Source organism: Exiguobacterium sp. s133 (genome assembly GCF_018618595.1).
Lineage (GTDB): Bacteria > Bacillota > Bacilli > Exiguobacteriales > Exiguobacteriaceae > Exiguobacterium_A > Exiguobacterium_A oxidotolerans.
Window position 1 is genome coordinate 1 of sequence record NZ_JACSMK010000003.1, and the last position, 26093, is coordinate 26093.

36 protein-coding genes and 1 pseudogene are annotated in these 26093 nt (G+C 46.2%); 8 read left to right on the plus strand and 29 right to left on the minus strand.

Features of this window, described 5'->3' with window-relative positions; translation table 11 throughout:
• Positions 1–32 precede the first annotated feature (32 nt).
• From KNP96_RS04610 to KNP96_RS04680, 16 genes and pseudogenes are all read right to left on the minus strand, one after another.
• Positions 33–536, minus strand: a complete 504-nt coding sequence (locus KNP96_RS04610; protein ID WP_214769086.1) for a transposase — start codon at positions 534–536, stop codon at positions 33–35.
• A complete protein-coding gene (locus KNP96_RS04615) occupies positions 451–1053 on the minus strand; it encodes a transposase (protein WP_214769089.1) in 603 nt (200 codons plus the stop codon). The genes KNP96_RS04610 and KNP96_RS04615 overlap by 86 nt, the downstream gene beginning before the upstream one ends.
• A 296-nt stretch (positions 1054–1349) precedes the next feature.
• Positions 1350–1952 (minus strand): hypothetical protein, encoded by a 603-nt coding sequence (locus KNP96_RS04620; protein WP_214769092.1) that lies wholly within the window; start codon positions 1950–1952, stop codon positions 1350–1352.
• Positions 1945–2595 (minus strand): ABC transporter ATP-binding protein, encoded by a 651-nt coding sequence (locus tag KNP96_RS04625; protein ID WP_214766121.1) that lies wholly within the window; start codon positions 2593–2595, stop codon positions 1945–1947. The genes KNP96_RS04620 and KNP96_RS04625 overlap by 8 nt, the downstream gene beginning before the upstream one ends.
• Positions 2596–2604: 9 nt before the next feature.
• Positions 2605–3327 (minus strand): DUF2705 family protein, encoded by a 723-nt coding sequence (locus tag KNP96_RS16905; protein ID WP_214769094.1) that lies wholly within the window; start codon positions 3325–3327, stop codon positions 2605–2607.
• Positions 3327–4058, minus strand: coding sequence for a WxPxxD family membrane protein (locus tag KNP96_RS04635; RefSeq protein ID WP_214769097.1), 732 nt, complete (start codon positions 4056–4058; stop codon positions 3327–3329). Before KNP96_RS04635 ends, KNP96_RS16905 begins: the two co-directional genes overlap by 1 nt.
• Entirely contained in the window at positions 4048–4818 is a 771-nt protein-coding gene (locus tag KNP96_RS04640; protein WP_214769099.1) for a hypothetical protein, read from the minus strand. The genes KNP96_RS04635 and KNP96_RS04640 overlap by 11 nt, the downstream gene beginning before the upstream one ends.
• A gap of 24 nt (positions 4819–4842) precedes the next feature.
• Positions 4843–5109 (minus strand): annotated as a pseudogene (locus tag KNP96_RS16680) (DUF2712 domain-containing protein); the annotation flags it as partial.
• Between the two features lie 12 nt (positions 5110–5121).
• Positions 5122–5277 (minus strand): DUF2712 domain-containing protein, encoded by a 156-nt coding sequence (locus KNP96_RS16685; protein WP_251135719.1) that lies wholly within the window; start codon positions 5275–5277, stop codon positions 5122–5124.
• Between the two features lie 725 nt (positions 5278–6002).
• Positions 6003–6140, minus strand: a complete 138-nt coding sequence (locus KNP96_RS04650; protein WP_214769101.1) for a hypothetical protein — start codon at positions 6138–6140, stop codon at positions 6003–6005.
• Positions 6141–6411: 271 nt separating this feature from the next.
• On the minus strand, positions 6412–6735 hold the full coding sequence (locus KNP96_RS04655; RefSeq protein WP_214769104.1) for an antibiotic biosynthesis monooxygenase: 324 nt from the start codon (positions 6733–6735) through the stop codon (positions 6412–6414).
• Positions 6736–6803: 68 nt separating this feature from the next.
• Positions 6804–7430 carry a hypothetical protein gene (locus KNP96_RS04660; protein WP_214769107.1) on the minus strand — a complete coding sequence of 209 codons (627 nt, stop codon included), beginning with the start codon at positions 7428–7430 and terminating at the stop codon, positions 6804–6806.
• A 102-nt stretch (positions 7431–7532) separates the two neighbouring features.
• Positions 7533–8237, minus strand: coding sequence for a nucleotidyltransferase domain-containing protein (locus KNP96_RS04665; protein ID WP_214769110.1), 705 nt, complete (start codon positions 8235–8237; stop codon positions 7533–7535).
• Between the two features lies 1 nt (position 8238).
• Complete coding sequence (locus KNP96_RS04670; protein WP_088837151.1) at positions 8239–8721, minus strand: hypothetical protein; 483 nt, start codon at positions 8719–8721, stop codon at positions 8239–8241.
• A gap of 30 nt (positions 8722–8751) precedes the next feature.
• Entirely contained in the window at positions 8752–9036 is a 285-nt protein-coding gene (locus KNP96_RS04675; RefSeq protein WP_088837150.1) for a hypothetical protein, read from the minus strand.
• A 123-nt stretch (positions 9037–9159) separates the two neighbouring features.
• The gene (locus KNP96_RS04680; protein WP_239456893.1) at positions 9160–9549 is read right to left on the minus strand and encodes a hypothetical protein; all 390 of its coding nucleotides are present in this window, start codon (positions 9547–9549) and stop codon (positions 9160–9162) included.
• 159 nt (positions 9550–9708) lie between these two features.
• Here KNP96_RS04680 and KNP96_RS04685 point away from each other — a divergent pair, with 159 nt between their 5' ends.
• On the plus strand, positions 9709–10092 hold the full coding sequence (locus KNP96_RS04685; RefSeq protein WP_088837148.1) for a hypothetical protein: 384 nt from the start codon (positions 9709–9711) through the stop codon (positions 10090–10092).
• A gap of 156 nt (positions 10093–10248) precedes the next feature.
• Here KNP96_RS04685 and KNP96_RS04690 read toward each other — a convergent pair whose 3' ends face one another.
• A complete protein-coding gene (locus KNP96_RS04690) occupies positions 10249–11007 on the minus strand; it encodes an SDR family oxidoreductase (RefSeq protein WP_214769113.1) in 759 nt (252 codons plus the stop codon).
• Between the two features lie 61 nt (positions 11008–11068).
• On the minus strand, positions 11069–11515 hold the full coding sequence (locus KNP96_RS04695) for a hypothetical protein (protein ID WP_088837147.1): 447 nt from the start codon (positions 11513–11515) through the stop codon (positions 11069–11071).
• 118 nt (positions 11516–11633) lie between these two features.
• Between KNP96_RS04695 and KNP96_RS04700 the strand changes: the two genes are divergently transcribed.
• The gene (locus KNP96_RS04700) at positions 11634–12362 is read left to right on the plus strand and encodes an SDR family oxidoreductase (protein ID WP_088837146.1); all 729 of its coding nucleotides are present in this window, start codon (positions 11634–11636) and stop codon (positions 12360–12362) included.
• Between the two features lie 39 nt (positions 12363–12401).
• Here the strand turns inward: KNP96_RS04700 and KNP96_RS04705 are convergent, their stop codons facing one another.
• The 4 genes from KNP96_RS04705 to KNP96_RS04720 all read right to left on the minus strand — a co-directional run bounded on the left by KNP96_RS04705 (position 12402) and on the right by KNP96_RS04720 (position 15100).
• Positions 12402–13400, minus strand: a complete 999-nt coding sequence (locus KNP96_RS04705; RefSeq protein ID WP_239456892.1) for an LLM class flavin-dependent oxidoreductase — start codon at positions 13398–13400, stop codon at positions 12402–12404.
• 63 nt (positions 13401–13463) lie between these two features.
• On the minus strand, positions 13464–14156 hold the full coding sequence (locus KNP96_RS04710; protein ID WP_088837144.1) for an ABC transporter ATP-binding protein: 693 nt from the start codon (positions 14154–14156) through the stop codon (positions 13464–13466).
• Between the two features lie 96 nt (positions 14157–14252).
• Positions 14253–14639, minus strand: a complete 387-nt coding sequence (locus KNP96_RS04715) for a hypothetical protein (RefSeq protein WP_088837143.1) — start codon at positions 14637–14639, stop codon at positions 14253–14255.
• Positions 14640–14686: 47 nt separating this feature from the next.
• Positions 14687–15100, minus strand: coding sequence for an Rrf2 family transcriptional regulator (locus KNP96_RS04720; protein WP_088837142.1), 414 nt, complete (start codon positions 15098–15100; stop codon positions 14687–14689).
• 131 nt (positions 15101–15231) lie between these two features.
• Between KNP96_RS04720 and KNP96_RS04725 the strand changes: the two genes are divergently transcribed.
• Positions 15232–15858, plus strand: a complete 627-nt coding sequence (locus KNP96_RS04725) for an NAD(P)-dependent oxidoreductase (protein ID WP_088837141.1) — start codon at positions 15232–15234, stop codon at positions 15856–15858.
• Positions 15859–15918: 60 nt separating this feature from the next.
• Here KNP96_RS04725 and KNP96_RS04730 read toward each other — a convergent pair whose 3' ends face one another.
• Positions 15919–16401, minus strand: a complete 483-nt coding sequence (locus KNP96_RS04730) for an NUDIX hydrolase (protein ID WP_088837140.1) — start codon at positions 16399–16401, stop codon at positions 15919–15921.
• Between the two features lie 106 nt (positions 16402–16507).
• On the opposite strand from KNP96_RS04730, the gene KNP96_RS04735 reads away from it, so the two are divergent.
• Together KNP96_RS04735 and KNP96_RS04740 are read left to right on the plus strand one after the other, a co-directional pair.
• Positions 16508–16867 carry a hypothetical protein gene (locus tag KNP96_RS04735; protein ID WP_088837139.1) on the plus strand — a complete coding sequence of 120 codons (360 nt, stop codon included), beginning with the start codon at positions 16508–16510 and terminating at the stop codon, positions 16865–16867.
• A 12-nt stretch (positions 16868–16879) separates the two neighbouring features.
• On the plus strand, positions 16880–17605 hold the full coding sequence (locus tag KNP96_RS04740) for a site-2 protease family protein (RefSeq protein WP_088837138.1): 726 nt from the start codon (positions 16880–16882) through the stop codon (positions 17603–17605).
• Between the two features lie 78 nt (positions 17606–17683).
• On the opposite strand, the gene KNP96_RS04745 is transcribed toward KNP96_RS04740, so the two are convergent.
• Positions 17684–18103, minus strand: a complete 420-nt coding sequence (locus KNP96_RS04745; protein ID WP_029330103.1) for a universal stress protein — start codon at positions 18101–18103, stop codon at positions 17684–17686.
• 18 nt (positions 18104–18121) lie between these two features.
• Entirely contained in the window at positions 18122–19585 is a 1464-nt protein-coding gene (locus tag KNP96_RS04750; RefSeq protein WP_214769116.1) for a SulP family inorganic anion transporter, read from the minus strand.
• A gap of 170 nt (positions 19586–19755) precedes the next feature.
• On the opposite strand from KNP96_RS04750, the gene KNP96_RS04755 reads away from it, so the two are divergent.
• Together KNP96_RS04755 and KNP96_RS04760 are read left to right on the plus strand one after the other, a co-directional pair.
• A complete protein-coding gene (locus KNP96_RS04755) occupies positions 19756–20298 on the plus strand; it encodes a recombinase family protein (RefSeq protein ID WP_088837135.1) in 543 nt (180 codons plus the stop codon).
• A 125-nt stretch (positions 20299–20423) separates the two neighbouring features.
• A complete protein-coding gene (locus tag KNP96_RS04760; RefSeq protein WP_214769118.1) occupies positions 20424–20972 on the plus strand; it encodes a DUF4256 domain-containing protein in 549 nt (182 codons plus the stop codon).
• Positions 20973–21036: 64 nt separating this feature from the next.
• Here KNP96_RS04760 and KNP96_RS04765 read toward each other — a convergent pair whose 3' ends face one another.
• A complete protein-coding gene (locus KNP96_RS04765; protein WP_214769122.1) occupies positions 21037–22704 on the minus strand; it encodes a methyl-accepting chemotaxis protein in 1668 nt (555 codons plus the stop codon).
• Positions 22705–22827: 123 nt separating this feature from the next.
• On the opposite strand from KNP96_RS04765, the gene KNP96_RS04770 reads away from it, so the two are divergent.
• A complete protein-coding gene (locus KNP96_RS04770; RefSeq protein WP_088837132.1) occupies positions 22828–23391 on the plus strand; it encodes a DedA family protein in 564 nt (187 codons plus the stop codon).
• Positions 23392–23426: 35 nt separating this feature from the next.
• Here the strand turns inward: KNP96_RS04770 and KNP96_RS04775 are convergent, their stop codons facing one another.
• The 3 genes from KNP96_RS04775 to KNP96_RS04785 are packed head-to-tail and all read right to left on the minus strand — an operon-like array spanning position 23427 to position 26064.
• Entirely contained in the window at positions 23427–24641 is a 1215-nt protein-coding gene (locus tag KNP96_RS04775) for a chloride channel protein (protein ID WP_214769124.1), read from the minus strand.
• A 24-nt stretch (positions 24642–24665) separates the two neighbouring features.
• Positions 24666–25007, minus strand: a complete 342-nt coding sequence (locus tag KNP96_RS04780; RefSeq protein WP_088837130.1) for a potassium channel family protein — start codon at positions 25005–25007, stop codon at positions 24666–24668.
• Positions 25008–25011: 4 nt separating this feature from the next.
• Entirely contained in the window at positions 25012–26064 is a 1053-nt protein-coding gene (locus KNP96_RS04785) for a DUF389 domain-containing protein (protein ID WP_251135720.1), read from the minus strand.
• Between the last annotated feature and the right edge of the window lie 29 nt (positions 26065–26093).

Sequence of the window (26093 nt, forward strand, 5' to 3'; positions counted from 1 at the left end):
CAGATTTTTGGATCTGATACGTACTCCCGTCTTCATTCCCGTGTAGTTGTTCGATAGACAAGCTGCTGATCATTTTCACAGAGATAGCAGTCGTAATACGCATCATTATAAAAGGCATTCGTTTTGAACATACCTTTCACCCCTTTGGGGCGAGTGTAGGGGAAGACTGGCAAAATACACTGTCTGAGAAGTAAATGTACGATGGGGGCGGTTTTATAGGCGGAGTCTGCGACGACTGCAAACGGGACGGTAAAACGGTGGATGATGAGCTCGAGCAAGGGATTTAAAATGATACTATCGTGAATATTACCTGGTGTGACAATTGTCCCGAGTACAAAGCCATTCCGATCACACGCTGTATAAAAGGAATAGGCGAACTGCTTTTCACGCTCCCCCTTCACGTAATATCCTGACTCAGAATCCGTGGTACTCTCCTTCGTCAAACGTCGATCATTCTCGTCCTTCTTCTTGGGGGTAAAACGCTTTTTTTCCGTGCGCCTCACGATCATCATTGATTTCTTGTTCCAGTTCATCATGATAAAAACGTGCTGCACGACGAACATGTTTCTTTTTATATTTAAGCTTATTCGCATTTGCTTTGACGTGTGTCGAATCGATAAACAGGACCACTGGGTCCACGAATCCAGCATCGACGCCTTGGGTCAGAATTTTGTAGAAGATATCTTCAAAAATCGTCGTGTCTTGGAAGCGTCGGACATAGTTTTTTCCGAAGGTTGAAAAATGAGGAACCTTTTCATCCAATCCAAGTCCTAGGAACCAACGATAGGCGACGTTCGTTTCGATTTCTTGGATCGTCTTCCGCATAGAAGGAATACCGAATAAATATTGAAGAAGAGCCATCTTGATTAAGAGAACAGAATCCACGCTAGGTCCTCCGTTATTTTCACAGTACAACTTTTCAACCAATGGATAGATGAATTGAGAGTCCATCACCTGATCGACCTTGCGGACCAAGTGGTCCGCAGGAACCAATTGTTCGAGTGTGACCGTGATGTTTTCAGAACGATGGGGTTGATTTCGTTTTCCCATCATGGGAAACCCTCCTTCGTGGTATATTTCTTTTACTTTATAATATGAAAGAAAGCTAAAAAAGCCTCGATTTCCGATCTAATCGCTTTCTAGTGGAAAGCAAACAGGAGCGACCCTGCAGCGAAGCGATGTTTGCCACAGGAAGACGATTAGGGAGGAAAGAGAGAGCAAAAAAAAGATGGGAGATCACATTCAAGTGACCTTCCATCTAGTTTGTCTACACGCTGAAACCCTCATTTCAAGAGGAAATAAGGGTTAACGTTTCTTTTTGAGTAATTTGAAAATTTTTCGTTTTACCCTCACATTGGATTTAAAATGACACCTGCATTATTCTCTTTGAACAGTGACTTATGGATTTCTAGAATTTCTTCTTTTTTTAACTCGATTGTATATTGTTTAGCTCCCTCAAATGAGTACCCTTTAAGTATACTACGTTTTTTAGATAAGATTTGTATCAGTGGCTTTTCAATCATGCTACTTTGTGATTCATATGTAAGCATATACTTACCTGCAGGTATCTGATTGCCAATTTCATAGTAGCCAGAATTCGAGATTTCATATTTTCCCGTATCGTCAGTTTTTAAAGGCTTCCGCTTAGAGGGTGTAAGTATAAAGGTTCCCTTCAAAGGAATTGACTCACCGTCACTAAATGAAATTCCCATCCACTTGTCATTGTTGCTCATTTTTTTCTGCATAAACATGGCGTCATCAGTAGTAGATTGAACATCGTATTGACCTTCGGGAAAATCTTCTCCGACTTTATACTCACCAGACTTTAAAGTAACTTGCTGCAGTGCATCTTGCTCTTTATGTGTGAAAAAGTTAGATACATATGGATACGTAATAGAGGCGATACACACGCACATTAGTAGTACAAATATCACTTTCTTATTCTTATTCATTTACGATTCGTCCCTGGTCGACTACAATACGTCCTTCATCCATATAAATTACGTGGTCACATATTTTTTCGATGTCTTCTTTTTGATGACTCGACACGAGAATAGTTGCGCCTCTTTGCTTTTCACGAACCAATAACTCTTGAATCAAGTTGACACCACTCTGATCGATAGCATTGGTCGGTTCATCTAACAAGATAATGTCCGGCTTTTCAAAAATTGCTTGTGCAATGTTCAATCTTTGTTTCATTCCTAAAGAATACTTCTTCACCTTCAACTTTGATGTCGGATCTAAACCTACTGCTTCGATTGCCTCAATCATATCTTGTTCGGTCGCTACTTTTCTAATTTTCGCGAGAATTTTTAAATTTGTCATTGCATCATACTGTGGTAACAGTTCCATGTTTTCAATAATGATGCCTAAACTTGGTGGAAACGATATTTCCTCATGAAGTACTTCGTCGTTAATCTTTACTGTGCCGGCAGTAGGTACGATTAATCCGGCAATAGATCGGAGTAACATCGTTTTACCCGAGCCGTTTCTTCCAAATACGCCATAAATTTGACCTGGTAAAAATTCAACAGTGATGTCTTTCAAGACAGCTTTTCTTTTTATCTCTTTACTTACATTCTCTACTTTAATCATTATCTTCACCTACATTATGTCTAATTTTTTAAATCGTTGAATTGACAGCCATACCAATAAAATTTCTAGTAACATGATACCAATCATTCCATATGAACTATTGACGATGTTACTCGAGAGGAAATCCCAGTCATTTAAACCGTTGCGCAACCCCATTGCATAGTTCGATAAAAAGAAATAGTTTGAAAGCATAGCTGTCTTTTGAAACTCGGCGCTCAGTAAGGTTGGAACAAGAATATAAATGCTTACGATGAGCTGAGCGATTTCCGATTTAAAAAAAAGCTCCATGTACATTTGTATCGAAAACATTACGACTAAGCTGCCAACATAGATTACCATCATATACGTATATGTATCGACCGATAAATCATAAGTATTGACTTTAAACAATCGAAATATAAGAAATTGAAAAGAGATAAAGAATACTAAAGACAAGAACATGGACAGGAATTGCTTCATCATGAACATATTCTTGCTATATCTTCTAGTAATATAGGGGATTCCTTTAAATCGAATTGCTTCTCTTAGGTTTCCTGAAAAATAGAAACTCATGACGATTACCGGGAAGTACCAATAGAGTAAGTACTGGTACGTCAACATTCTACTCGATGTCAATGGTACCCCATCCAAGAAAGGAAATCGGGACATCTCTAAGCTCGAAAACTTTAAGAAGATCATTTGAACAATAATCGAAAGAAGTACTAATACAAATAAACGTTTGTTTTTTATCATTATTTGTACATATCCTTTCTAACAAAGGCAGCAAGACCGAGACTAGAGGCAAATGCAGCAAAGAAAAATTGTCGGATAAAGATAAGCGCAATATCTAAGACGCCCCATTCTCCCTCAAGCATTTTGTTGTACATTGATAAATCTTTTAGCGGACCCCATATTTGACTTAACAATAATTTTTCCATAAAGAAAAGCAGACCAATAGTAAAGACTACGATGAAGAAGGACTTGGTCGAGGAATTTACAAGATCTTTTACCAATTCATACAGAATCCCCACGAAGCTATAGAATAAGAAAAGACTGATCGTGTTTAAAAAGACAATCTTCAAAAAATGATTACTTTCTAAGACTTCACTCGGAAAATGTTGATAGGACATTCCTAAATTGATCACGGAGTGCGTAAGTGAAAAGAGAAACGCAGTGAGCAAAATCTGTCTAACTCTTAGGAAGAAGTATTGTTGACGAGACTTGAACCGTGTAATAGACCATTTAGCTTCTCGCGAAAAGAAACTATTCAGTAATATCAAAAACGGTGCTACATAGAATAAGGAATATGCTTGGATCGAACTAAATCCGAAAGCACTGTTGTTGGCAATTAATAAGATATCGTCATATGTAAGGTCACCTGTCTTTAAATAGGGGTTACTTAAACTAGCCTTCGTTTGAGTATTCCAAATAAAGATTAAAAACAGGACCACACCCACTACTGCACTGATTTTTTTAGTCTTCATTGAATTTTACTCCATACACATAAATAGTCAGCGGGAACAGACATAAAACTAATAAAGACAGGAAAAAGATATTCGTCAAGTCAGCAAATCCATACTCAGTAAAGGGTTGAAGCAACAATAAGATAGAGTCTTTCTTTAAAACGAGTAAGAACCAGACAAAGAATGTTGCAGCGTATGCTATTTTTTTATCCAAGAAAAACAAACTAATACTCGTTCCAAGCATTCCTACTAATCCTGCAATGAGTGAAAAGAAGAAAATGTATAAAAGAGCTGTGGTTAATGGGTTAGCGATACTAAAATTAAACAGCGGATTGTCATCAAACTTGAGTTCAGTTTTACCGCCCGATAATGTGCCACCCCAAAAAACAATATGTACTAACACCAAATTCAGCATTAAAGAAGTCAAAATCGTACAGAAAGAAGTTACGAAAGAAATAAATAATTTTTGAGCAAAGTAAGCTTTTCGACCAATTTTACTAATCAGTATTTTTCGATATCCTGTTTTATAGTCTTGAATCGCATTGTCTCCACCTAATAACAGTAAGTAAATAGGCAAAAACCATAATAAAATAATTTGAGGTGCATGACCAATACTTGACCCAGTTAAAAAAGAAGCAAATACAGGCTGATAAACTTCATCCGACAACTGTTGTTGTCTCGTCAATAAAAAGATTTCAACCATTGGAATGCATACAATGATCAAGAATAAGATTCTACTCATACGATTTTTATAAAGATTCAACAACTGACTTTTAATCATAAAACCATCGTCCCTTCTTTCACTTTAAAAAATGAATAAATCAGTTTCTTCGTCCCAATAACCGCTTACAGTATAAGTGTTAGAAGTATAGTTATTATTTTCTGCTGCTAAACAAACATACGATTTACTCGCTGTTTGTTTAGCAGATCGATAATAACTACCCCCGCCTTGTTGAACATCAACTGTGTTGGAAACTTGAGTTCCTGATTTATCTAACCAGTATGTAGCGATTTTTCCTGTTCCTTCAGAAGTGTAACTCATGTTTACTTTCCACTTGTTAGCTGTATTTTCCGTTTGACGGTATCATTTGCCATTATAAGCATTACCATAATTGGATTTTAAAGTAATTCTGTATCCAATGTTATCATTAGAAGCCAATGCAACTGATGATGTTCCTAGAACACCAAGTCCTAGTGCTAAAGCCATTCTTGAGTTTACTAATTTCTTTTGTACTTTCATAGTTCTTTTTCCTTCTAGAAATTATATTGGTAATTAAATGAAAATATATCACATATTTCACTTATATTATTTTACATTAAGAAATTTATTTTATCATTTTAAAGGATTTTATTACTTAAATTCCCTTTATGAAAATATTTAAAATTTATTTTTCAATAAAACATTAATTTGAACATAATTATTTTATAAAAAAATAAAAAAAACTAATATTTATCAATTAAAATTACAACTTGAAAATATTTACTTACATTTCGGATTTAACAAATTGTGTAGTGCTTAAATCCTTTAATTTTCTCTCAAGAGCTTTTGAGAGTTACAGATAGTTTTACTTATATCAAATAGATTTACTGTCCACCTTTTAAAATTAAGCCTTTTATCTTACTTTTGTCAGGTGAATATTTATTTCCATCGAGTGATTGAACATTTTGAACAACACGATGTATAGCGTTTCAAATAAAATAAATAAGTTTTATACTGATTCATAATTGATTTTGTTGTTTATAAAACCTTAAATATTAATGACTTTCTTTTCTTGTTTCCTTCTAATAAAAAAGTGATGTTCTCGATTTCGAAAACACCACTTTTTTTATGTTTTATTTAAAAACGAAAGATTGACTAAAATGAACGGTTTTTTCTTCCTATTGCCGCAAAGACCATCAAGGGATTTGAAGATAAAATCGTCTTCAGTGGCTTTACATATTTTTGTAGAAGATACAGGAACACACTCATGATACAAATGGATAGATGAATTGAAAGTCCATCATCTGATCGACCTTGCGGACCAAGTGGTCCGCAGGAACCAATTGTTCGAGTGTGACCGTGATGTTTTCAGAACGATGGGGTTGATTTCGTTTTCCCATCATGGGAAACCCTCCTTCGTGGTATATTTCTTTTACTTTATAATATGAAAGAAAGCTAAAAAAGCCTCGATTTCCGATCTAATCGCTTCCTAGTGGAAAGCAAACAGGAGCGACTCTGCAGCGAAGCGAAGCGGCGCGATGTTTGCCACAGGAAGACGATTAGGGAGGAAAGAGAGAGCAAAAAAAGATGGGAGATCACATTCAAGTGACCTTCCATCTAGTTTGTCTACACGCTGAAATGCCTGACATCCGAAGAACGGGTGTCAGGCATTTTTTAGAGATGCGTATGATCGGCGACGACGGCATATTCCGTCACGGCATTCGAGAGGACAAGTGGTTTGACTTCAGAAGTCCCCTCGTCTCGTTTTTTATGGACGCCTTTATATGCTTGGCTCGCTTGCCAAGCGTGGAAATCTGCTTGTTTTCCCCATGTCGTCATGATCGTCACGACATCGTGTTCGTCCTGACTAATATCGACGAGCACTTGCATCCGGATAAATCCTTCCATCTGTTCAATCCCTTTTGTCGTCTTAAAGCGCGCCGCAACTTGATCGGACTTCCCTTTGACGACGCGTAGTTGATTCATTACAATCCACATACCGATTCCTCCCTTGTTCACTGCAACTAGTATACCGAACGAGAAGACGAGTGCCCACTCTTGATGCTTCAGTCGATGCTGTTCGACAGGAAGCGGAACCGTTCTGCGCCTGAGGCGTCCACCGCGTGGAGATCAAAGAACAGTGATTTCGGAAAAGCTTGTGGGAGCTTTTGCACCGTATGGAACCGTTCCTTCGTTGCGACGTCAAATGTACGCGTCATCGCTTCGATGGCACGGGTCTCTTCTGCCCCGTTCGTGACTGCAACCTTGAATGGTGCTACCGTCAAATGATCAATCAGGCGACGGTGATTTTCACCGACGACAATCAGGAAACGGCCGGCGTCCGTATCGATGACATCCGCTTCCGCCCACTCTTGTCCGTCGTGTACGGTACGGCGTGTGACGTGAGTGACGGCATACGTTGCCTCGTTGCGCCGTAACACAATCAAATAGCGCGTCGTCTTCGTCTCAGCATAAGCGATCGCTTGCGTGTCGCTTAATGTTTCTGTCCAGTAGACCTCTTTCGTCGTAAGCTGAATGGTCGCATTTTTGTTGAAACCGGCGACGACCGCTTGCGGTGTCAGTTCTGGGACCGAATCCTGGAACGCAGCGAAATGGTTGTCGTGTTGTAAAAATAAGAAACAACCGATCCCGACGAGGAAACTACTGATGAGCCAAACAAGTTGTTTCTTCATGCAATTCTCTCCTTGTGTAAGCGACGGTCCGTTCAACCGATTGATGGTTTCGTCTAGTTCTTTAGCATAACAAAGACCTGCTCGTCGCAACAAGAGCAGGTCTTATTTCCCGATGGAAAATCCATCAAAGTGTCGTCCGCCATGTTGTGTTAGCCACGTCTCGATCAACTGAATGACCGGTTGTTTCTCATCATGACGGAAATAACGTTCGAAAGCATCCGTGAATCGGTCAGCATCTGCTTGACTGAGGGCGGCGAGTTCACGCGGCAACCATTTTCCTTGACCGAGCCAGCGTCCGGATGCCGTTAAGTGAAAGGCAGCTGCTTGATCGAAAAGACGTGTTGCGATGGCAAGTCCTTCCGTCCGGTCGACTACCCCGATAAAATCATCGAGCAGATCCGTCAAAAAATAGCGATTCTGATTTAATTGTTCAACCGTCCATCGCGTTGGTCCGGCAAGCAATTGGCGCGACGCTTCCGTTTTCAACCGGTCGACGAGTGGATGCACCCGGACCGGCACCGCTTCCGCGACCATCCGTTGCAGCGACGGACGACGACGCGCACGGTCAGCGTCGAAAAAATCACCAATCGTCGCTTCCGTATAAATGAATGCTTCGACGGGGTATCCTTCATACAGAAACGACTCCCGGTAGGTGCGTGCTCCTGTTGGCATGAGGACGATCAGGTCGATATCAGACGTCGCTGTCGCCCGTCCACGGACATGACTGCCGGCGATCATTGCGGCTAAGGATTCAGGGAATCGTTCAGCCACCAGTTCATTCGTAAGTGTAAGAATTTCTGGATTCATGTCACTCCATGACCCGATCTTGGAATAAGGCGTTATCACTGGCGAAAACGGCCAATTCATCCCCCGGTACAGCGACGATTGAGGCCGTCGCTTCGGCGTTCAACCGTAAATCGACCGTCCAGGATTCGTAATACGTGTCCGAGCCGTTGACGACGAGTGTCTTCCCGGAACTGAACGTCAGAAAAAGGTGCGGAATCGTTTTTCCGATGCGTACACCGGTAATCCGTTCTGTATGTAAGGTGACGATCAAGTGTAACATCTCTTCTTTCGTCATATGACGGACGACCCAATCTTTTGACGATTCGACGTCCCCGTAATAGAGGCGATCGGTTTCAATCCGTAACGAAATTTCCGGGTTCATCGTATCGTAGAGATTAATGAAATCCAGGCTGACGAAACTAGCCAAGTGAATCGTCGAGAGCTGTGTTCCGGTTAAGTAGGTCGTTAAAAGTTTTCTCGCAAGTTGATGGTCTTCTTTGTTCATCTGTACACACCTCTTCATGTAAGTTTTAAGTCAGTTCAAGATGATTTCCAGTCCATACATCACCGTCATGAGTCCGGTCATCGCGAGCAGCAGACACACTAACACGATTTGCAGGATGCCGGTATACACGTGTCGCATTTGACTGAGTAGTACGATCGAACAGGCCGACAGCAAAATTCCCAAGTAAAACAGCCAACTGAACGGATCGGCGACGGCGATTCGGAAATAGCCGCTCAGGACGATACTCGAGACAATCAAATAGAGGATCGAAGAGCTGACGACGACAGGGCTCGATCGACGCAATACATGATTCAAGAGCGTACCTCCTCTTAAAAAGAATCTTTCTTCCAACAAATTTACCACATATTAGTAAGTCACGGGAGTCCTAAAGAAAAAAGGAATCCTATCGGTAACGATAGAACCCCTCTTCAGACCGACTCAGTCTGCTTTCTTTAAGATGTTGAGTAACCATTTTTGCAGGTCTTTTCCACCTTCGTAAAAAGAGCTGTCACGTAATTCGAACGTGTGCCCGCCTTGCTTGATTGCTTCGTTAAACGTATCACCAAGATCGCGGTTTTCCCACTTGCGTTCATCATTCAAATATTTAAAGCCGAAATTACATTCGACATTAAAAATGATATGGAATGGTTCTTTAAATGAATTGACGGCCCGAATCATCTCGAGCAGAATCATCCGCTTCGGTGTCGATTGTTTGATGGTGTCGATCGTCGTCGTCCGACGCCCGTGAAACTCGACGACGCGGACGGCACGTCCCTGGTCTGCTTTAAAATCATAACTTGTCCGGATGGAGACGATAATTTCTCTCATGCTTTCTGTCATACGCTCTCACTGCCTTTCTCTCGCTTTCGAGTATACCACCCCACTCCACCTTCCTTGAAGAAAAAATTTTAGTATTCCGTCCTGAGACGGATTGAATACTACCATATTTTGTATTAAAATGAAGTAAATGACGAAAGGAGCCTTGTTTTGAAACCGTTATTTTCCATTATCCTGACTGTTTGTTTAGTCTTCACAGGGTGTTACTGTTCCCTTGAAGCACGAACAGACGACCCGCACTTCAAATCACGGACACGTTCGATTTCGACGTATCATACATTCGCTATTGAATTTTCACATGGACTCCGCGCTGATCAAGTTTCGAACCGAACCGTTACCGTCACGGATTCGACGGGGGAACGGATGCAAAATGAACTCGTTGTCATCGATGGGAAAGAGTTGCGGATTAAACCGCCTCGCTCTGGGTATCGGAAAGGACGACAATACATTATACATATCCGTGACTCGATTGATGCCCGGAAACAATTGAAAACAACGACTGTCCGCGAACGGATTTTTACTGTTGATCGTTAACAGTGAGATTCGTTTTTCTTATGTATTTTATTAAAAAATCGGATTGATCAAGCGTTATTTGCTTTCGGACAAATTAAAAGATGACGGGGATGTCCGTCATCTTGATTACGCTACAGCCTATTGCCCTATTATAGTATATGCTCTCGTCTTATCGGCCTAATAGGCACTCCATCCCCCGTCTGCAACGACGATTGCCCCATTGATGAAACTCGCGTCGTCTGATGCAAGAAACAAAGCGAGCTGTGCGATTTCGTCAGGTTGTCCGGTTCTGGGGTTCAAGCCCATCCCGAGCATCGTCCGTCCCATCCCGAACTCACTGATGTTCGTCATCGATTGTCCGATGTTCGTCTCGACGGCACCGGGCGCGATTCCGTTACAGCGAATCCCTTCTTGTGCATACATGAACGCCGTGTTTTTTGTCAGACCGACGACGGCGTGTTTGGAGGCGGCGTACGCAGCACCGGCACGCGCTCCGTTTAGTCCACCGATTGAGATGTTGTTGATGATGTTTCCGGAACCTTGTGCACGAAATAAGGGAATCGCGAGCCGCATCGTCTGCATGACGGCAGTCGTATTGATGGCGAGAACGCGGTCCCAGCGTTCATCGGTCAGCTCGTCGACCCCTTCCATCCCGTCCATGATTCCGGCATTGTTGACAAGGATATCGAGTTGTCCGTAAGCCGCTAACGTCTCGTCAAACAGTTGTTTAATCGCTTCAGCAGACGTGACATCCGTTTTGATGGCGGTCGCCGTCCCGCCGGCTGCTTCAATCGCCGCGACTACTGCGTTTGCCCCGTCCAGCTGAATGTCAGACACGATGACACGTGCTCCTTCTGCTGCAAACCGCTCCGCGATGCTCTTGCCCATTCCGGACGCCGCCCCCGTCACGATGGCAACTTTGTTTTCGAGTCTCATGTTTTTTCATCCTCTCTGCTTAAACACGACGATCTTACTCGTCTTTACCCGTTTCGACGTGTCATTTCACTTCAATCACGAAAGCCGAGTTCCCGTCCCCTTGCTCCCAATCAGCAAGGACATGATACACATAGATTCCGCGCGCATCAGGTGCTTTGAGTTGTTCGTCTTGCAGCGTAACTGTCTGTCTTGTCTCTGCATCTTGCCACTGTTCGATTTTTAAATCGTCCGGCGTAGGACCGTCATGAAAGGCAATCGTAATCGGTGACTCCGGTCGGACCACGGTCGGCTTCAATTTTTCTGTCATTTCGAGCGGGTTCGTGTAGATATAGTCGACACATTGTCCCCGTATGAGACCATGCCAGCAATAGGACCCTTGCTGCGTCGGGATCGTTTGGTTTCCGACCGACACGTCAGGAAGCGGCGGTTGATTTCGGAATGGTTCGATGATGAAAATCAATCCAATCACAAGTAAGATGACGATTAAACGAATCGTCCGTCGTTTCATACGAACCAGCTCCTTTTTTTCATAAGTGTCTTCCGTAGGTTTGTCCTGCAGCAAAACAGGCAATAACTCAACAGTGAGCATAAATCAGTGAAGCAACTACTACAGGAGGTTATCAATCATGGCTGAAAACAAAGTCGTCATCATTACAGGTGCATCAAGCGGTATCGGGGAAGCAACAGCGAAGTTACTTGCGAAGAACGGTGCAAAACTTGTCCTCGCAGCACGTCGTGAAGATCGGTTGCAAGCATTAAAAGAAGAAATCGAGCAGCTCGGTGGTCAAGCGGTCTATCAAGTGACGGACGTGACAAAGACGGAGCAACTCGAACAACTCGCGAAACTGGCACAGGAGACGTACGGATCAGTCGACGTCCTCGTCAACAATGCCGGTCTGATGCCGTTGTCGCAACTCCATAAAAACAAGCAGGATGAATGGGATACGATGGTTGACGTCAACATCAAAGGCGTTCTTTACGGAATCGGGGCTGTCCTTCCGTACATGCGAAAACAAAAATCAGGGCATATCATCAACATCTCGTCCGTCGCAGGTCACGAAGTCATGCCGTCAAGCGCTGTCTACAGTGGAACGAAGTTTGCCGTGCGTGCGATTACGGAAGGTCTCCGGAAGGAAGAGTCGGTCGATAATAACATTCGCGCGACAATCATTTCACCGGGAGCCGTCGATACGGAGCTAAAAGACCACATTACGGATGAAGACATCAAACAAGGGATCGGCAACATGCAGGCGATTGATGCCGACGCGATTGCTCGGGCAATCAACTATGCGGTCAGTGAACCGGATGATGTTTCGATCAATGAAATCCTGATCCGTCCGACATCACAAAAATAAGGAGTATACAAGAACGGCCGACACATCGTCGGCCGTTTTTTAGTGCTGTATCATCTGTTCGGCGATCAACCGGTACGATTTGAGCCGTTTGTCTTGGTCGTAAGCATTGTTGATTAACAAAAATTGATTCGTCCCGTACCGGGTTGCCAACTGTTCGAGTGCTGCTTCAACTTCCGTCGCCGTTCCGACGATAGTCCGGCGCCGGTCGTGTTGGATCCGTTTTAATTGTTCCGGGTTCCAGTCCTTCGTCCCGACGGTATCAAACGACGGGACGATCGAGTTTCCGAGCCGGATCCCTTGAATCCAGGCATCTTGTGTCGTCGCCAACTGTTCTGCTTCTGTTGTCGTTTCGGCACAGATCGCAAACACACAGACGATGACCGTCGGCTCCTTGAACTGCGCACTCGGAATGAACTGCTCGCGGTATGTCCGTAATGTCTCTTCCCAGCGGTCCGGATTGATGAAATGACCGAAGACAAGCCCCATCCCCCGCTCTGCCGCGAGCCTTGCGCTGTTCGGTGACAGGCCGAGCAAATAGAGGGGAGCCGTTTGCGTGAGGCGCGGCGTCGTCTTGACGATCCGAAACGGATGCTTTGCGGACAACGAATCAGTTAAAAAACCGGACAATTCATCCATCAAGCGTGGGAACTCAGAATACTTATTCGCTTCCCCGTCCGTCAAGGCACTTCGTGTCCGCTCACTTCCGCCTGGAGAGCTTCCGATACCAAGTTCAATCCGTCCCGGATAAAAGGCTTCGAGCGTCGAAAAATTTTCCGCGACTTTTAACGGGCGGTACTGCGGTAACAGGACGCCACCCGTCCCGAGCTTAATCGTTTTTGTATCACTCCCCATCCGGGCAATGAATAATTCAGGCGCTGCGCTAAGTAAACCGTTCGTATTATGGTGTTCGGCGAACCAGTAACGCTCATAACCAAGCTGTTCTGCTGCTTCGACGAGTCGTTTCGTTCGAATCATCGTGTGTTCGATCGTATCCCCTTCGTGGAGCGGGACTTGATCGAGTATGCCAAGTCGCATCATGCGTCGCCTCCTTTACTGATAAGTGTAAAGGGTCAGCCGTCCGAAAACAAAATCGGTGCTCCGTCAGACCGTGACGAGTCGCGAATCTTCGATGACAAGTCCGTCCTTCATCTCGATTTTTCGATTGGCGCGGTCAGCAAGCTCCGGGTCATGGGTGACGAACAAAACGCCACATCCTTTTTCAGCGTTCAACCGTTTTAAAAGTTGAAAGATGATTTCCCCGGTTTCCGTATCGAGGTTCCCCGTCGGTTCATCCGCGAGGAGCCACTTCGGCTCATGGACGAGTGCCCGGGCGACGGCGACACGCTGCTGTTGTCCGCCGGAGAGCTGGGACGGCAACGAGCTGGCTTTTTCTGCAAGACCGACTTGGTCGAGTAAGGCAAGTGCCCGCTCCTTCTTATCATAGGAAACTTTGCGTCCGAACAATGGAGCCATCACATTTTCAAGTGCCGTCAACGTCGGAATCAAATGAAACTGTTGGAAGATAAATCCGACGTTCTCGAACCGGAAATCAGACAGTTCTTTGCTCTTCAACTGATTGATCGGGCGGTCGCCATACAATAGCTGCCCTGTCGTCGGTCGATCAAGTGTCCCGATCAGACTGAGTAACGTCGATTTCCCTGATCCAGACGGTCCGATGATTGAGATGAAATCACCTGCGTCGAGCGTCAGATTGACGGCGTCAAGTGCCTTCGTTTCGATACCGTCCCCTGAAAATGATTTACCGATGTCCTGACACTGAAATGTATCCTTCATCTGATTTCCTCCTTAAATTCATCTTGTCCTGAATGGAATTCGTGATATATTTGGAAAATCCTGCAAAACAAAAACGACCTTTAAAAAAAGATCGTTTTACGTCGAGACAGAGGGACGTTTAACCCGTTTTGCACAGACTTCATACGGAATCACATAAAACAGACAGGCGATGACGGCAAAGCGAACGATTCCGAGCACGTTCAGTTGGATATCGATGGATGATTGACCAAACGCTTGATAACCACCGATAAACAAGAGAATGGCGAAGGTCAACGTCGTCAGATAAATCAGGAGACGTAACGGTAAAGGGTACCGCCCGGCAATCCATAACATGGGAATCCCGAACAAAAATGAAAAAAGTGTCACGGCAAACGTTCCAAATTGATAAAGAAATTCATTTTCTAAGTTGTTTAACAGCGCATAACCCGTAAAACATAAAAACGATAAAAGGACACTCACAGCAGAGTAACTGACTAAGCGCATCGTTTATCCTCCTTTGAATCCGTTTACAAATCCAGACACGACCACCATCATCTCGGAATGAGACGATGGACGACATCAGCTAACGTTTCTGCTGCGAGTTCTGCTTCTAACGCCTGTTGAGCCCGGCTGAACGTCGTCTCGAGCGCGCCTTGAATCTCGCGGCCGATCGGACAATTCGGATTCGGGGACTCATGCATCATGAATAAGTCTTCTTTCGGCTCAACAGCACGATAGACCATCAGCAATGTGATGTCTTCCGGCTTTAGTGTCAGGATTGCACCGGTCCGTCCCGCCTGTGTCTTGAGCAGTCCTGCTTTTCGCAGGAGACCGGTCAGGCGACGGATGACGACAGGGTTCGTATTGACACTCCCGGCAATGATTTCGGAAGACATCGGTTGTTCTTCACTTGAACTGATTAAAGCGAGTATATGCACTGCGACCGCTAGTCGACTATTGATCATTGTTTTCACCACCAATATCTTCAGTTTAGTGAGGGGATGTTTTTTTGTCAATTTCCTTGACAGAATAAATTTTTGTAACTAAAATGATTACAAGTGTCATGCTACATAAACTTAAAAGGAGGAGATGTGAGATGAAAGTTGCGATCATCGGTGCAAGTGGGAAAGCAGGACGAACTATTTTACGGGAACTGGCAGAACGGGGACATGCCTTGACGGCAATCGTCCGAAATGTAACCCGGACGACGCACGACTCCGTCCTCGAAAAAGATGCGTTTGCATTGACGAAGGACGACCTGTCGGGATTCGATGTCGTCATCAATGCCTTTGGCGCGGCGCCTGGAGATGAGATTCAGCACGTCGAACTCGGTCGCCATTTGATGGAGGCATTGTCAGGAACGGCAACGCGTTTAATCGTCGTCGGTGGCGCCGGCAGCCTGTTCGTCGACCAGGAACAAACGACACGTTTGGCAGATACACCGGATTTCCCGGAAGCATACCTTCCGACGGCGAAAAGTCAGACGCTTAACCTGATTGATTTGGAACAGGCGACCGACTTACATTGGACGTTCGTCAGTCCGGCAGCCTTCTTCGATCCGGAAGGTGAACGGACAGGAACGTACCAACTCGCTTCAGACGTCTTGACCGTTAATGCAGCAGGTGACAGTTACATCAGTTACGCCGATTATGCCGTCGCCATTGCGGATGAGGTCGAACACAATCGCCATGATAAAGAGCGCATTTCAGTTGTCTCGAAGTAACAGATAACGCCCGATGTCCTGTTCAAAAGGACGTCGGGCGCTTTTTCTGTCATGCTTGGTTTAATTCTTTACTTCAAAGGAGTTACGTAATGCCCAAATCGTGGTACCTAACTCCTCCAGTAAGGCATGTGCCCGTTTTTCGATTTTTTCCGGGAGCGCATCTTGACTGAAGTATGCCAAGTCAAAACTTTCGTCATCATTGATTTGTAATGTCCCCGTGACTTCGTGCGCGTGGAACAGGTTGATCACACTATCCGTCTCGTCTCCGTTCGGATATGTGAACTGGTAGCGTGGTCCGGAAAAGACACCAATGAGTTTGACCTTGTCCGTCACAAGTCCCGTTTCTTCATATAATTCCCGGATTGCGACTTCTTCTAATGTTTCCCCGAGTTCCATCGAGCCGCCCGGTAATCCCCAATCGTTTGTATCGGAACGGTGTTGGAACAAAAGTTGTCCTTGTTCATTGATGACGAGGATTGTCGCACCGACGCTGATAATCGGTCGACTGCCGATGAATTTTCTTAATTCTGTTATGTATCCCATTAGTTGTCCTCCTTCGTTACAATTGCTTCCAATTTCACTGTACCCTCTTTTGTAAAATACTGTATGATATGAAAGTTAGTTCATTTTACCAAAGGAGTGGATTTTAGTGAAGTCGTTTCCTGAAGAACTAGACCTGTTGTCCTTATTTTCAGTAAAACCGGATGAACCGGTTCCACTCTTCTATTACGACGAATCGACGTACCGCTTTCAAAATGCCGTCGAACAGTTCATCGTTCGTCTGACACCGGCAAGCGGTCAGTTTTCCCTTCAAGTCAATCAGCGTTCCGACGGTCGACTGCTGTCGAGTATGTCCTTACAGGCATTATCGTCATTTGAAATCATTCAAGACGACCGGGAAGCTGCACGGATTTTACTGACCTTGGAACAAGACGAAGTCGTCCAAACCATCGAAATCGACGTTCGTCCGAAGTTTCGTCTCATCTTTCAAGAACAATTAACGCGTTAAAAGGAGCAGATCATGTCGTATTTCGTATTATTGGGGACTTTTTTGCTGGCGACGCTCCTCCATGAACTCGGACACGTCGCAGGTGCCAAGCTCGTCCGGATACAGGTCCGCACCCTGTCAGTTGGGTTCGGTCCCGTTCTCGCGCGGGCGACATACCGTGGCGTCACCTACCAGCTTTGTTTGCTGTTACTCGGAGGGTATGTCTTACCGGCTGACGCTGCTGTCAATCGCGGTAGACGGATCGTCTTCGTCGCTTCGGGACTAATCATGAGCATCGTCCTCGTCCCGCTTGCTTGTCTCTCGGTCCTGCAAATCATGAATCCGGCACAATCTCTAGTGGCCGGGTGGTATCACCTGATAACACCGTGGGTCACGTATCCGGTTCACTTCCTGTTTGATAGTCTGCCGTCTCTTTTGCCGGACGGTCCTTACACCGTGACGGTCCTGCTTCAGTTACTCGCTGCGACGAGTCTCTTTCTCGGATTGACGAACTGTCTTCCGCTGATCATGCTCGACGGCGGACAACTGCTTTTGCTGCTGTTTGAAGGTTGGTTTCCCATGTTGCGGCAACAAGAGCGCAGATTACTCAAAATCAGTTATGTCCTGCTCGGCCTATTGATTGCCGTCCCGATTCTCATTGTATTCGTCAAACACATCGAGACGACGTATCCGATTCTGTTGGTCGGTGCCTTCATACTTTACCGCGTCGTCAAACTGTCTCCGGGCATGCGCCTTTAAAATCAAAAAACAGACCACTTTGTGTGCAACGGCAACAAAGTGGTCTGTTTTTTGTATAGAGAATATCCCCTCGTCCGGTCATTTGACGATCATGACGGGGCTTTTAACGCGTTTCGCGACTTTATGGCTGACGCTGCCGAGGACCATTTCCTGAAGCGAGTTCAACCCGCGGCTACCGATGATCGTCATATCCGTCGGCTGCTGATTCGCATGCTCGACAATGGCCGGCCCCGGTTCCCCGCGGAGGATTGTAACGTAATAGGACACCCCTGCCGCTTCGAGCTTTTCTTCGACCGGTCCGAGCTTTCGTCGCCGTGCGACTTCTAGCGCCCCGCTCCCCTCCGAATGCAAGACTTCTTCGCGTGCTTTCGCGAAGTCTGCGACGAAGACGACCTCAATCTTGCTCGATTCGTTCAAGCGTGCGAGTTTAATCGCCTCTTCCGCTGCACGGACAGAATGGTCAGAACCGTCGACGGCTAATAGAATATGATTGTACATACAAATCACTCCTTCAGGTTAATGGGGTGAGGACTTCGAATCCGGTCGGTTATGAATCGCCAAGCGATCGACGAGACGTTTACTTTCCGGATTCAATCCAAGGATCGTGATACTATTCTGATTCGACATCAAGCGTAACATTACCTTGTCGATGGCACCGACTCCTGAATCATCCCAGATTTGTGTCGATGAGAAATCGATGATGATCGCAGTATCGTGGACCTCATAATCAAAAGATGCGATGAAGTGATCGACGGAAGCGAAGAAGAGTGGTCCCTGGACGGTATAAATCGTCTGATCCTTCTCCTGTCGTTTGACGACGTTGATTTTTGAGACTTTCGCGACAAAGAACAAGGCGCTCAAGATGACTCCAGTGATGACTCCGATTGATAAATCATGTGTTGCGACGACCGTGATGACCGTCGTCAACATAACGATTGCATCGGCTTTCGGCGCCTTTCGGATATAGGTGAAGGACGACCAATCAAATGTTCCGATTGAAACCATGATCATAATCCCGACAAGAACCGGCATCGGAATTTGAATGACCCAGTTGCCGAGGACGATGATTAAGAACATTAAGAACAGTCCCGCGACGAGCGTCGAAAGTCGACCACGTCCCCCGGATTTAACATTGATGACGGATTGTCCGATCATCGCACATCCAGCCATTCCTCCGAAAAAACCGGTGACGAAGTTCGCGATCCCCTGCCCCCGTGCTTCGCGGTTCTTTTCGCTCTCCGTCCCCGTCATGTCGTCGACAATCGTTGCTGTCAGCAACGATTCGAGCAATCCGACGATCGACAAGGCGAGTGCGTACGGGAAGATGATGCCGAGCGTCTCGAATGTGAACGGAACGTCCGGTAAGAAGAACGATGGCAATGACCGCTCGATCGTTCCAAGATCTCCGACCGTCCGTAAGTCGAAGCCGAAGTAAATCGTCAGTCCCGTCAAGACGATGATGGCAACGAGTGGTGCCGGAACCGCGTTGAACAAGCGCGGCAACAAATAGATGATGGCGAGTGTGATGCCGACAATGACATACGTCAACGTTGAAATCCCGACGAAGTGCGGGACTTGTGCCATAAAAATCAAGATTGCCAGTGCGTTGACGAAACCAATCATGACGGCTCTCGGGATGAACCGCATGAAGCGGGCAACCTTCAAGATACCGAATACGAGTTGAATGACACCGGTTAAAATCGTTGCCGCTAATAGATAATCCAGTCCGTGTTCCTTGACGAGCGGGACCATCAGGAGTGCCATCGCACCGGTCGCTGCCGATATCATTCCCGGACGTCCGCCGACGAAAGCGATGATGACGGCGATACAGAACGAGGCATACAAGCCAACCATCGGATCGACACCGGCAATGATCGAGAAGGCGATCGCTTCCGGAATCAATGCGAGGGCGACGACGATTCCCGCTAAAATATCACCGCGGATGTTTGAGAACCACTGTTCCCGGAGTGTCAAATTCATCAATTTCGTTCCACCTTTCCTTTCACCCCTACAGGGTTTCCCGTATACTAAGGATGACCCGAATGGGTGGTTTCGTTGAATGTCCGTTAAGCGTACCACTTAAAGTATCATAATGGAACTGTTTTGGGACGATTGATTTTACGACTAGTGTACGATGTGAGGAGAATTTTATGATTATCAGTTATATGCGTCCGTTTTATGAAGATCCGGAATGTATCCTTCAAATGGAAGCCGTTCAAGCCTTCAAACCCGAACGCCAAGTCATCGAAGAACACGCTTCGTCCAAACGACGGGAAGCGCTCGAACAGTTAATCGCTTCACTGGCGACGGGGGATGTGGTTGTCGTCTCGCAACTTTATGTCTTGGCTGACTCATCGCGCCATTTGATTGAATTGCTTGAACAAATCGAACAAAAGCAAGCATACCTCGTGACGATCCGGGAACAAATCGATACCCGCGAACCGCTCACGCACTCGTTTCGAGAACTCGTCGAACATCTTGTCGCCCTGCAAAGCGATGTCGTCAGTATGACGACACGACAAGGGTTGACGAAAGCGAAGGCGGACGGGAAACAGACGGGCCGCCCGCGTAAAGCAGATGCCAATGTCAAACGGGCGATTGAAATGTATCAAAGCAAACAGTACAACCTCGCTGAAATCCGTCAGGAAACGGGGATTAGCAAAAGTACGCTCTACCGCTATTTGGAGCAATGATGCGAGACCTGTTAATCAAATCCGTGTTTCCTTCCGAAGTGACAGGAAACACGGATTTTTCATATTTTACAGTGAAAGTGGGTATACTGACTGTAACGAATAGATGAAGAATGGAGGTACTCCCCATGACTGCAACGGAAGAAGAACAGACAGTACTGAAACAACTCGAAACCCGCTTCAAGGAACAGATGCACCGGCATCCGAATGTCGACTGGGGTAATGTCGAAAGACGCTTACAGGAACAGCCTGATGCCTTAGCGGTTCTCAAACGAATGGAACAGACCGGTGGTGAACCGGATCTCGTCACGGACCCGGACGCACCCGATGACTTAACCTTTTTTGATTGCGTCAAGGAAAGTCCGACGGGTCGCCGCAGTTGCTGTTATGACCAGGCTGCCCGCGAGAAGCGTAAAAAAAATTCACCTGCGACGAGTGCGCTCGAACAGGCAACGGAGATGGGGGTCAGCTTATTGACAGAAGCGCAATACCGAATGCTGCAAGCACTCGAACCGATTGACCTCAAAACGTCGAGTTGGGTTGCAACGCCATCATCGATTCGTGACCAAGGTGGTGCGCTTTATTGCGATCGCCGGTATGATACGGTATTCGTCTATCACAATGGAGCGGATTCCTATTATGCGAGTCGTGGCTTTCGCGGCTGCTTGACGCTGTGACGTGAAACAGAGATAAACCAAGAGTTACTCCGTGCTTACGTTGGAGTGTGTCTTGGTTTTTTGTTTACCGTCTAGTCAAGGTGTGGTCACTTGCATCAATCGCTCGTTCAAGGAGTTGGACCTGTTGATGCATCGTATCTCCATGACGTTTTAACTGTTCCTGCCGCGCGATGTTCACATTCATTTGATCACCCAGCGTCTTGCCGTACGTTTGTAACGTCAGTAAGGTGTGCTGGATGGTCTTGAGGTGCGAGGCGACTGCTGGATTCACCGTATTGACCGCATGGCGTTCCAGCTCGACGTGTCGTAATGCTTCTTCAATCCGGGATGAACCGGAAAATAGCTGGGTCATCCCGTCCGTCGCTTGACCTAACTGTTGGAACGTGTCATTGATGTGGGTCGTCATCTGGCTTAAATCGCCTTCCATCGTCGTGACACTCGCTGTCAATTCGTCGTTGGCTTGATTGATGCTCCGAATCAAGTGCGTCACGTCAAGCGATAGCAGTTCGACTTCTTTTGCGACGATTGCGAAACCACGCCCCGCTTCACCGGCGCGCGAGGCTTCTATCAAGGCATTAAGCGATAACCGTCGTGTCGCCTCAGCGACGCGTTGAATCTGCTGAATGGAGTGGTTCATCGAATCATTTTTCTCACGTGTGCTGTGTAGTGACCGCAAGACGACGTCGGACGACGTATGTAACGTCTGCGTTCTGATTTTCAACGCATCAAGAATGGTTTCTTCCTGTGCGATCTCCGACTGGAACTGGACGAGCGTCCGTTGACTCTCTTGTAGTGATTGATTCATCCGTTCTAACGCTAACGAGGAGGTGTGCAGGAGTTGATCCGTTTCTTCGACGACAGATTCCACTTCCCGTGAATGGGTGGTCAAGGAAGTGGCGACTTCTGAGATGGCGGTCACCGACTCCTCGGTTGCCGATAGCTGAGTCATGAATTCCGGTTGCATCCGTTTGAGCTGGTTACTCGTGTTGCCCAGTTCATCCGTCAAGCTTGTGATTTGGTTCATCAATTGATTGTACTGGAACACTAACTGTTCGACTTCAAACGTGGTGGTCTTAAGTGAAAGCGGCCGATAGTTCCGTTTCGCGTGGGCCTCTTCAATCTTCAGCGAGAGGACGGATAACGGGGCCAGCTGTTGTTTAATCCGGAAGCGGATCAGCAGACTGACGAAAAACAGGACCGCGAGGCTTAAGGTCCCGAGTTCGAATGCCAGTGCCTTGGCCGGACCAATCAGTTGATCCCGGTCGACCGATAAGAAGACGATCGTATCGAGTTCCTGAATCGCTTTTACCAGGATGAACCGGTCTCCATGTGTTACCGTCGTGACGGTTTTCGTGTTTAAGTCGCGCCGGACGGTGGTTTGCTCGGTGTTCGTTAATGCAATTGCCGGGAAAACCTGATCTTTCGTACGGAACGTTTCGAACGCAGCTTCATAATCATCTTGCGCAAGATCCGCCAACTGTTGATTTTTCGTCCGTTTCACCGCTTGATCCCGCGCTTTATTCGCTTCCGGATAGGTCAGCGCAATCGCTTTGACGCTTGTATCGAGCATCGTCAACTCCCGTTCGAGCCGTTCCGTCACTGACTTCGTCGATGTCTGATATACTTCATAGACGCTCAGTAAACTAATCGTCAGTAAGCCGATTCCGACTAACGGAATTAACCACCCGTTCAATTGTTCACTCAGCAATGGTTTTCTTTTTCTAGGTCTCATGGCGTATCATCTCCTCGTCGAGTCTATCGGAGATGTCGACCGTTTCATTTATGAAGGGCGTGTAACGATTCGGTAAACTTCTGGTGCGGGCTGCCGCTACACGACTTCGAAAGGAGAAATGACATGACAAACTGGCAAATCTGGATGGACCATTATGGGTATCTCGGTGTCTTTCTCGCCCTGTTCGCCCACTTTATCCCGACCGAACTGATCATGAGTTATGCCGGCTTTTTAGTGGCGACGAATCAGCTCTCCTACGTTTTGATGCTTGCGACGGGCGTCATCGGATTCGTCCTGTCGCAACTCGTTTTGTATGGTCTCGGCTACTTCGGCGGTGAACGGCTGCTGCATGTGCTGACGAAGTGGCTTCACGTACGTCCGGACCGTTTGCAACGCGCCGAACACAACTTACGCCAGTATGGTGGCTGGTACCTGCTCTTGTCCCCGCTCTGGAAAACGGTTTTTGCGTTTGGTGCCGGGACGGTCCGGATTCGCTTGACGACATTTTTACTTTCAACGGCACTGTCCTTTACGGTCTGGTCCTTGCTCTTCATGACGAGCGGTTACTATCTAAAGGAACGCTGGGATCTCGTTGCCACATTTGCCATGAAACACGTCTCCTGGATGGTCTTGTTCGTCGTGCTTTCTGTGCTCGTGATTCGTTGCTGGAGCAGGAAAAGAGATTGATTGAAGAAATCAAGGACCGCATGACTCGTCTGACTTTACTTGATACTTCCTTCGATTCGAATCGAGATTTGTTTAATCAAGATTGCGACGAATAAGATGAACGGGAAGAATTGAAGTGGGAACAAAAATAATAACAACGTCGCCGTGACGAAAGGTTGTTTCAAAATGACGGTACAGCTCGCAGCAACGGCGACGGCGACGAGTAACCCGGGTGTATACGGAAACAAGACGGCAAACGCGAAGCCGATGGAGGTACTTGAGAAAATCGCCGGAAAGATTTTCCCGCCCCGCCATCCGAATGAAAAACAGATATTCGTCAGCAAAGCTTTTCCGAGCGCAAGCAAGACTAAAAAGAGAATGGATTGATCGAGCGCTTCTTTTGAAAAGTCTAATAGTTCATGTTCACCGGAAAATAAAAAATACGGTGACCAGATACCAAACAAACCGATGGCGAGTCCGGCGCTGATTGCGAGTCCGAGCGGTGATGGATATTTGATTGCAAGCTGGTCCGTCCATCGACCAAGAAGAAGAAACACTGCTCCGAAACCTGCCCCGATGAGGATTGCCGGGACTATGAAGTAAAGGACTTCCCGCGTCCAATTGACTTTTGGGGTACTGATACCGAATACGGAAGCACTCGGGAAGAGGCGGTTCAACAACGTAAACGCTAAAATCCCGCACGCTGTCGTAATCCCGTACAAGAGGGCTTTCGTCAGTTTTGATTGAAAACGACGTTCTGCGATTCCCTCTTCGATCGCTTCACTGACACCGACGAACGGTGCATAAAATATCGTCGCTAACATCGCCCCGATCCCGAGTTCAAGCAATTGTTCCTTTTTATGAATCGTCCACGTCATCCGGTCGCCGATCCACGTCATCAATCCTCCCAAAATACTGACGAGTGCCGCTTCCGGACCAAGACTTGCCCCGAACGTTAAGACAAGTAATGCCGCGCTACTGTTTTTGATAATCGCCCCTTCATACGTAACCCGTCCGGTTTCCTGAAATTCACGTAACGTTTCGTGCATCGTCTTCGGATAATCCCCGATGTATTTCTGAAACAGTCCAATCAACACCCCACCCGTCGCTCCCATCCAAATCGGGTACCAGGTGCTGTCAAACGTTTCCGGTAATGTCGTCCACACAAGATGAATCAATGCGTTGACGACGCCTAAAAAAAGTGACGCGACTACACCGACGAGAATCCCGAGTAAGCAACTGTAGAAGATAAAAACCAGATTGAACTTCACATCATTCCCCTCCTCCTTTAGACCTCATTTCGGCTTCCGTTTCGTTTGATGAAATTCTTTTAACGCCCGATTGAAGTTGGCAATGACGGCACTGAGGACCCCGATGCCAAGCAACACGTAGACCATCGAAAAGATTTTTCCGAGTGGCGTGATCGGATGAACGTCACCATAGCCGACCGTCGTCAATGTCATGACCGCTAAGTAGACGGAATCGAGATACGTCAATTTTTCGACGCTATGATAGAAGAACATTCCGACCGCGAGTAAGAAGACGACGGAAAACATGACAGCTTTCTGTTCTTCTTGGCGAAACAGGATTCGGACGACATGAAACATGTTTCGCATCAATATGAAAAAGGCAATCATCGAATCAGTCCTTTAATTGGAATGGAAGTTCATCAAGATTGAATGACCGGTTGCTGAACCAGTTGGATTGACGCAACCGTTCTTCGAGATAACGGTTCAGGACGGCTGCTGCTTGTTCGCCCGTCAAGGCGTTGATGTCCGGGACCTGATTGATCACCAAGTTTGTATCCGCTAATCCATAGTCCGGTAAGCTCGATTCGATTGCCGTCACCTCTTCTTGAGACAGGCGTTTCCCGGTGACCGTCACCGTCAATTGTTCTTTTTGTTCATCATAGGACTGGTCAATCACCACGTTTTCTGCGAACTGCTCATCGATTAACGACGTGATCCCGGTACTGATGACACTTTCCTGGACTAACGTCACGGCAGAAAAAATACTGGGGATCGTAATCAGGATGGACAGGACGGCAAGTGCAATGTTAATGCGAGGGTTTTGACGTTTATTAGCATTCACTGCAGAAGCGATGCCCATGAACCGAATACCGATGAACGTCGCAATCGTGATGAAGCCGCAATTGATGACGAATAAATAACTCGACCCTAAAAAATAGTCCAAATTCATCGTCGCAATCGAATAGCCGACCGTACAAAGAGGCGGCATTAAAGCGGTCGCAATCGCGACACCGGGGACGATGTTATTGCTTACTTTTTTTCGCGCACCGATGATGCCTGCCGTCCCGCCGGCAAACGCAATCACGACATCCCAAATCGTCGGTGACGTTCTTGCAATGATCTCATTACTTGCATACGTGATGGGTGAAATGGAAAAGTATAACGTTGCCACAATCAGACTGACGGACACTTGGACAATCAATAATTTCGTCGCACGTTTGAGGAGTGTTAAATCGGATACGGATAATGCAAATCCGACACCTAAAATAGGGGTCATCAACGGCGAGACGAGCATCGCGCCGATGATGATTGGAATGGAGTTCATGTTCAGACCGATTGAGGCAATGAAGATTGAACACATGAGAATAACGGAGTCGCTCGGTGTTACTTTTAAATCGGCATACATCTTATCTTTAAATTCACTCGGCGAATAATGATGATCCATTATTTAATCAACTCCTTTAAAACAAAAGG

What these genes read in the sequence shown, in the direction of transcription:
- KNP96_RS04610 (WP_214769086.1), bottom strand. Translation starts at nt 536, where the DNA reads ATGATGAACTGGAACAAGAAATCAATGATGATCGTGAGGCGCACGGAA.
- KNP96_RS04615 (WP_214769089.1), bottom strand. Translation starts at nt 1,053, where the DNA reads ATGATGGGAAAACGAAATCAACCCCATCGTTCTGAAAACATCACGGTC.
- KNP96_RS04620 (WP_214769092.1), bottom strand. Translation starts at nt 1,952, where the DNA reads ATGAATAAGAATAAGAAAGTGATATTTGTACTACTAATGTGCGTGTGT.
- KNP96_RS04625 (WP_214766121.1), bottom strand. Translation starts at nt 2,595, where the DNA reads ATGATTAAAGTAGAGAATGTAAGTAAAGAGATAAAAAGAAAAGCTGTC.
- KNP96_RS16905 (WP_214769094.1), bottom strand. Translation starts at nt 3,327, where the DNA reads ATGATAAAAAACAAACGTTTATTTGTATTAGTACTTCTTTCGATTATT.
- KNP96_RS04635 (WP_214769097.1), bottom strand. Translation starts at nt 4,058, where the DNA reads ATGAAGACTAAAAAAATCAGTGCAGTAGTGGGTGTGGTCCTGTTTTTA.
- KNP96_RS04640 (WP_214769099.1), bottom strand. Translation starts at nt 4,818, where the DNA reads ATGATTAAAAGTCAGTTGTTGAATCTTTATAAAAATCGTATGAGTAGA.
- KNP96_RS16685 (WP_251135719.1), bottom strand. Translation starts at nt 5,277, where the DNA reads ATGAAAGTACAAAAGAAATTAGTAAACTCAAGAATGGCTTTAGCACTA.
- KNP96_RS04650 (WP_214769101.1), bottom strand. Translation starts at nt 6,140, where the DNA reads ATGATGGGAAAACGAAATCAACCCCATCGTTCTGAAAACATCACGGTC.
- KNP96_RS04655 (WP_214769104.1), bottom strand. Translation starts at nt 6,735, where the DNA reads ATGTGGATTGTAATGAATCAACTACGCGTCGTCAAAGGGAAGTCCGAT.
- KNP96_RS04660 (WP_214769107.1), bottom strand. Translation starts at nt 7,430, where the DNA reads ATGAAGAAACAACTTGTTTGGCTCATCAGTAGTTTCCTCGTCGGGATC.
- KNP96_RS04665 (WP_214769110.1), bottom strand. Translation starts at nt 8,237, where the DNA reads ATGAATCCAGAAATTCTTACACTTACGAATGAACTGGTGGCTGAACGA.
- KNP96_RS04670 (WP_088837151.1), bottom strand. Translation starts at nt 8,721, where the DNA reads ATGAACAAAGAAGACCATCAACTTGCGAGAAAACTTTTAACGACCTAC.
- KNP96_RS04680 (WP_239456893.1), bottom strand. Translation starts at nt 9,549, where the DNA reads ATGAGAGAAATTATCGTCTCCATCCGGACAAGTTATGATTTTAAAGCA.
- KNP96_RS04690 (WP_214769113.1), bottom strand. Translation starts at nt 11,007, where the DNA reads ATGAGACTCGAAAACAAAGTTGCCATCGTGACGGGGGCGGCGTCCGGA.
- KNP96_RS04695 (WP_088837147.1), bottom strand. Translation starts at nt 11,515, where the DNA reads ATGAAACGACGGACGATTCGTTTAATCGTCATCTTACTTGTGATTGGA.
- KNP96_RS04700 (WP_088837146.1), top strand. Translation starts at nt 11,634, where the DNA reads ATGGCTGAAAACAAAGTCGTCATCATTACAGGTGCATCAAGCGGTATC.
- KNP96_RS04705 (WP_239456892.1), bottom strand. Translation starts at nt 13,400, where the DNA reads ATGATGCGACTTGGCATACTCGATCAAGTCCCGCTCCACGAAGGGGAT.
- KNP96_RS04710 (WP_088837144.1), bottom strand. Translation starts at nt 14,156, where the DNA reads ATGAAGGATACATTTCAGTGTCAGGACATCGGTAAATCATTTTCAGGG.
- KNP96_RS04715 (WP_088837143.1), bottom strand. Translation starts at nt 14,639, where the DNA reads ATGCGCTTAGTCAGTTACTCTGCTGTGAGTGTCCTTTTATCGTTTTTA.
- KNP96_RS04720 (WP_088837142.1), bottom strand. Translation starts at nt 15,100, where the DNA reads ATGATCAATAGTCGACTAGCGGTCGCAGTGCATATACTCGCTTTAATC.
- KNP96_RS04725 (WP_088837141.1), top strand. Translation starts at nt 15,232, where the DNA reads ATGAAAGTTGCGATCATCGGTGCAAGTGGGAAAGCAGGACGAACTATT.
- KNP96_RS04730 (WP_088837140.1), bottom strand. Translation starts at nt 16,401, where the DNA reads ATGGGATACATAACAGAATTAAGAAAATTCATCGGCAGTCGACCGATT.
- KNP96_RS04740 (WP_088837138.1), top strand. Translation starts at nt 16,880, where the DNA reads ATGTCGTATTTCGTATTATTGGGGACTTTTTTGCTGGCGACGCTCCTC.
- KNP96_RS04745 (WP_029330103.1), bottom strand. Translation starts at nt 18,103, where the DNA reads ATGTACAATCATATTCTATTAGCCGTCGACGGTTCTGACCATTCTGTC.
- KNP96_RS04750 (WP_214769116.1), bottom strand. Translation starts at nt 19,585, where the DNA reads ATGAATTTGACACTCCGGGAACAGTGGTTCTCAAACATCCGCGGTGAT.
- KNP96_RS04755 (WP_088837135.1), top strand. Translation starts at nt 19,756, where the DNA reads ATGATTATCAGTTATATGCGTCCGTTTTATGAAGATCCGGAATGTATC.
- KNP96_RS04760 (WP_214769118.1), top strand. Translation starts at nt 20,424, where the DNA reads ATGACTGCAACGGAAGAAGAACAGACAGTACTGAAACAACTCGAAACC.
- KNP96_RS04765 (WP_214769122.1), bottom strand. Translation starts at nt 22,704, where the DNA reads ATGAGACCTAGAAAAAGAAAACCATTGCTGAGTGAACAATTGAACGGG.
- KNP96_RS04770 (WP_088837132.1), top strand. Translation starts at nt 22,828, where the DNA reads ATGACAAACTGGCAAATCTGGATGGACCATTATGGGTATCTCGGTGTC.
- KNP96_RS04780 (WP_088837130.1), bottom strand. Translation starts at nt 25,007, where the DNA reads ATGATTGCCTTTTTCATATTGATGCGAAACATGTTTCATGTCGTCCGA.
- KNP96_RS04785 (WP_251135720.1), bottom strand. Translation starts at nt 26,064, where the DNA reads ATGGATCATCATTATTCGCCGAGTGAATTTAAAGATAAGATGTATGCC.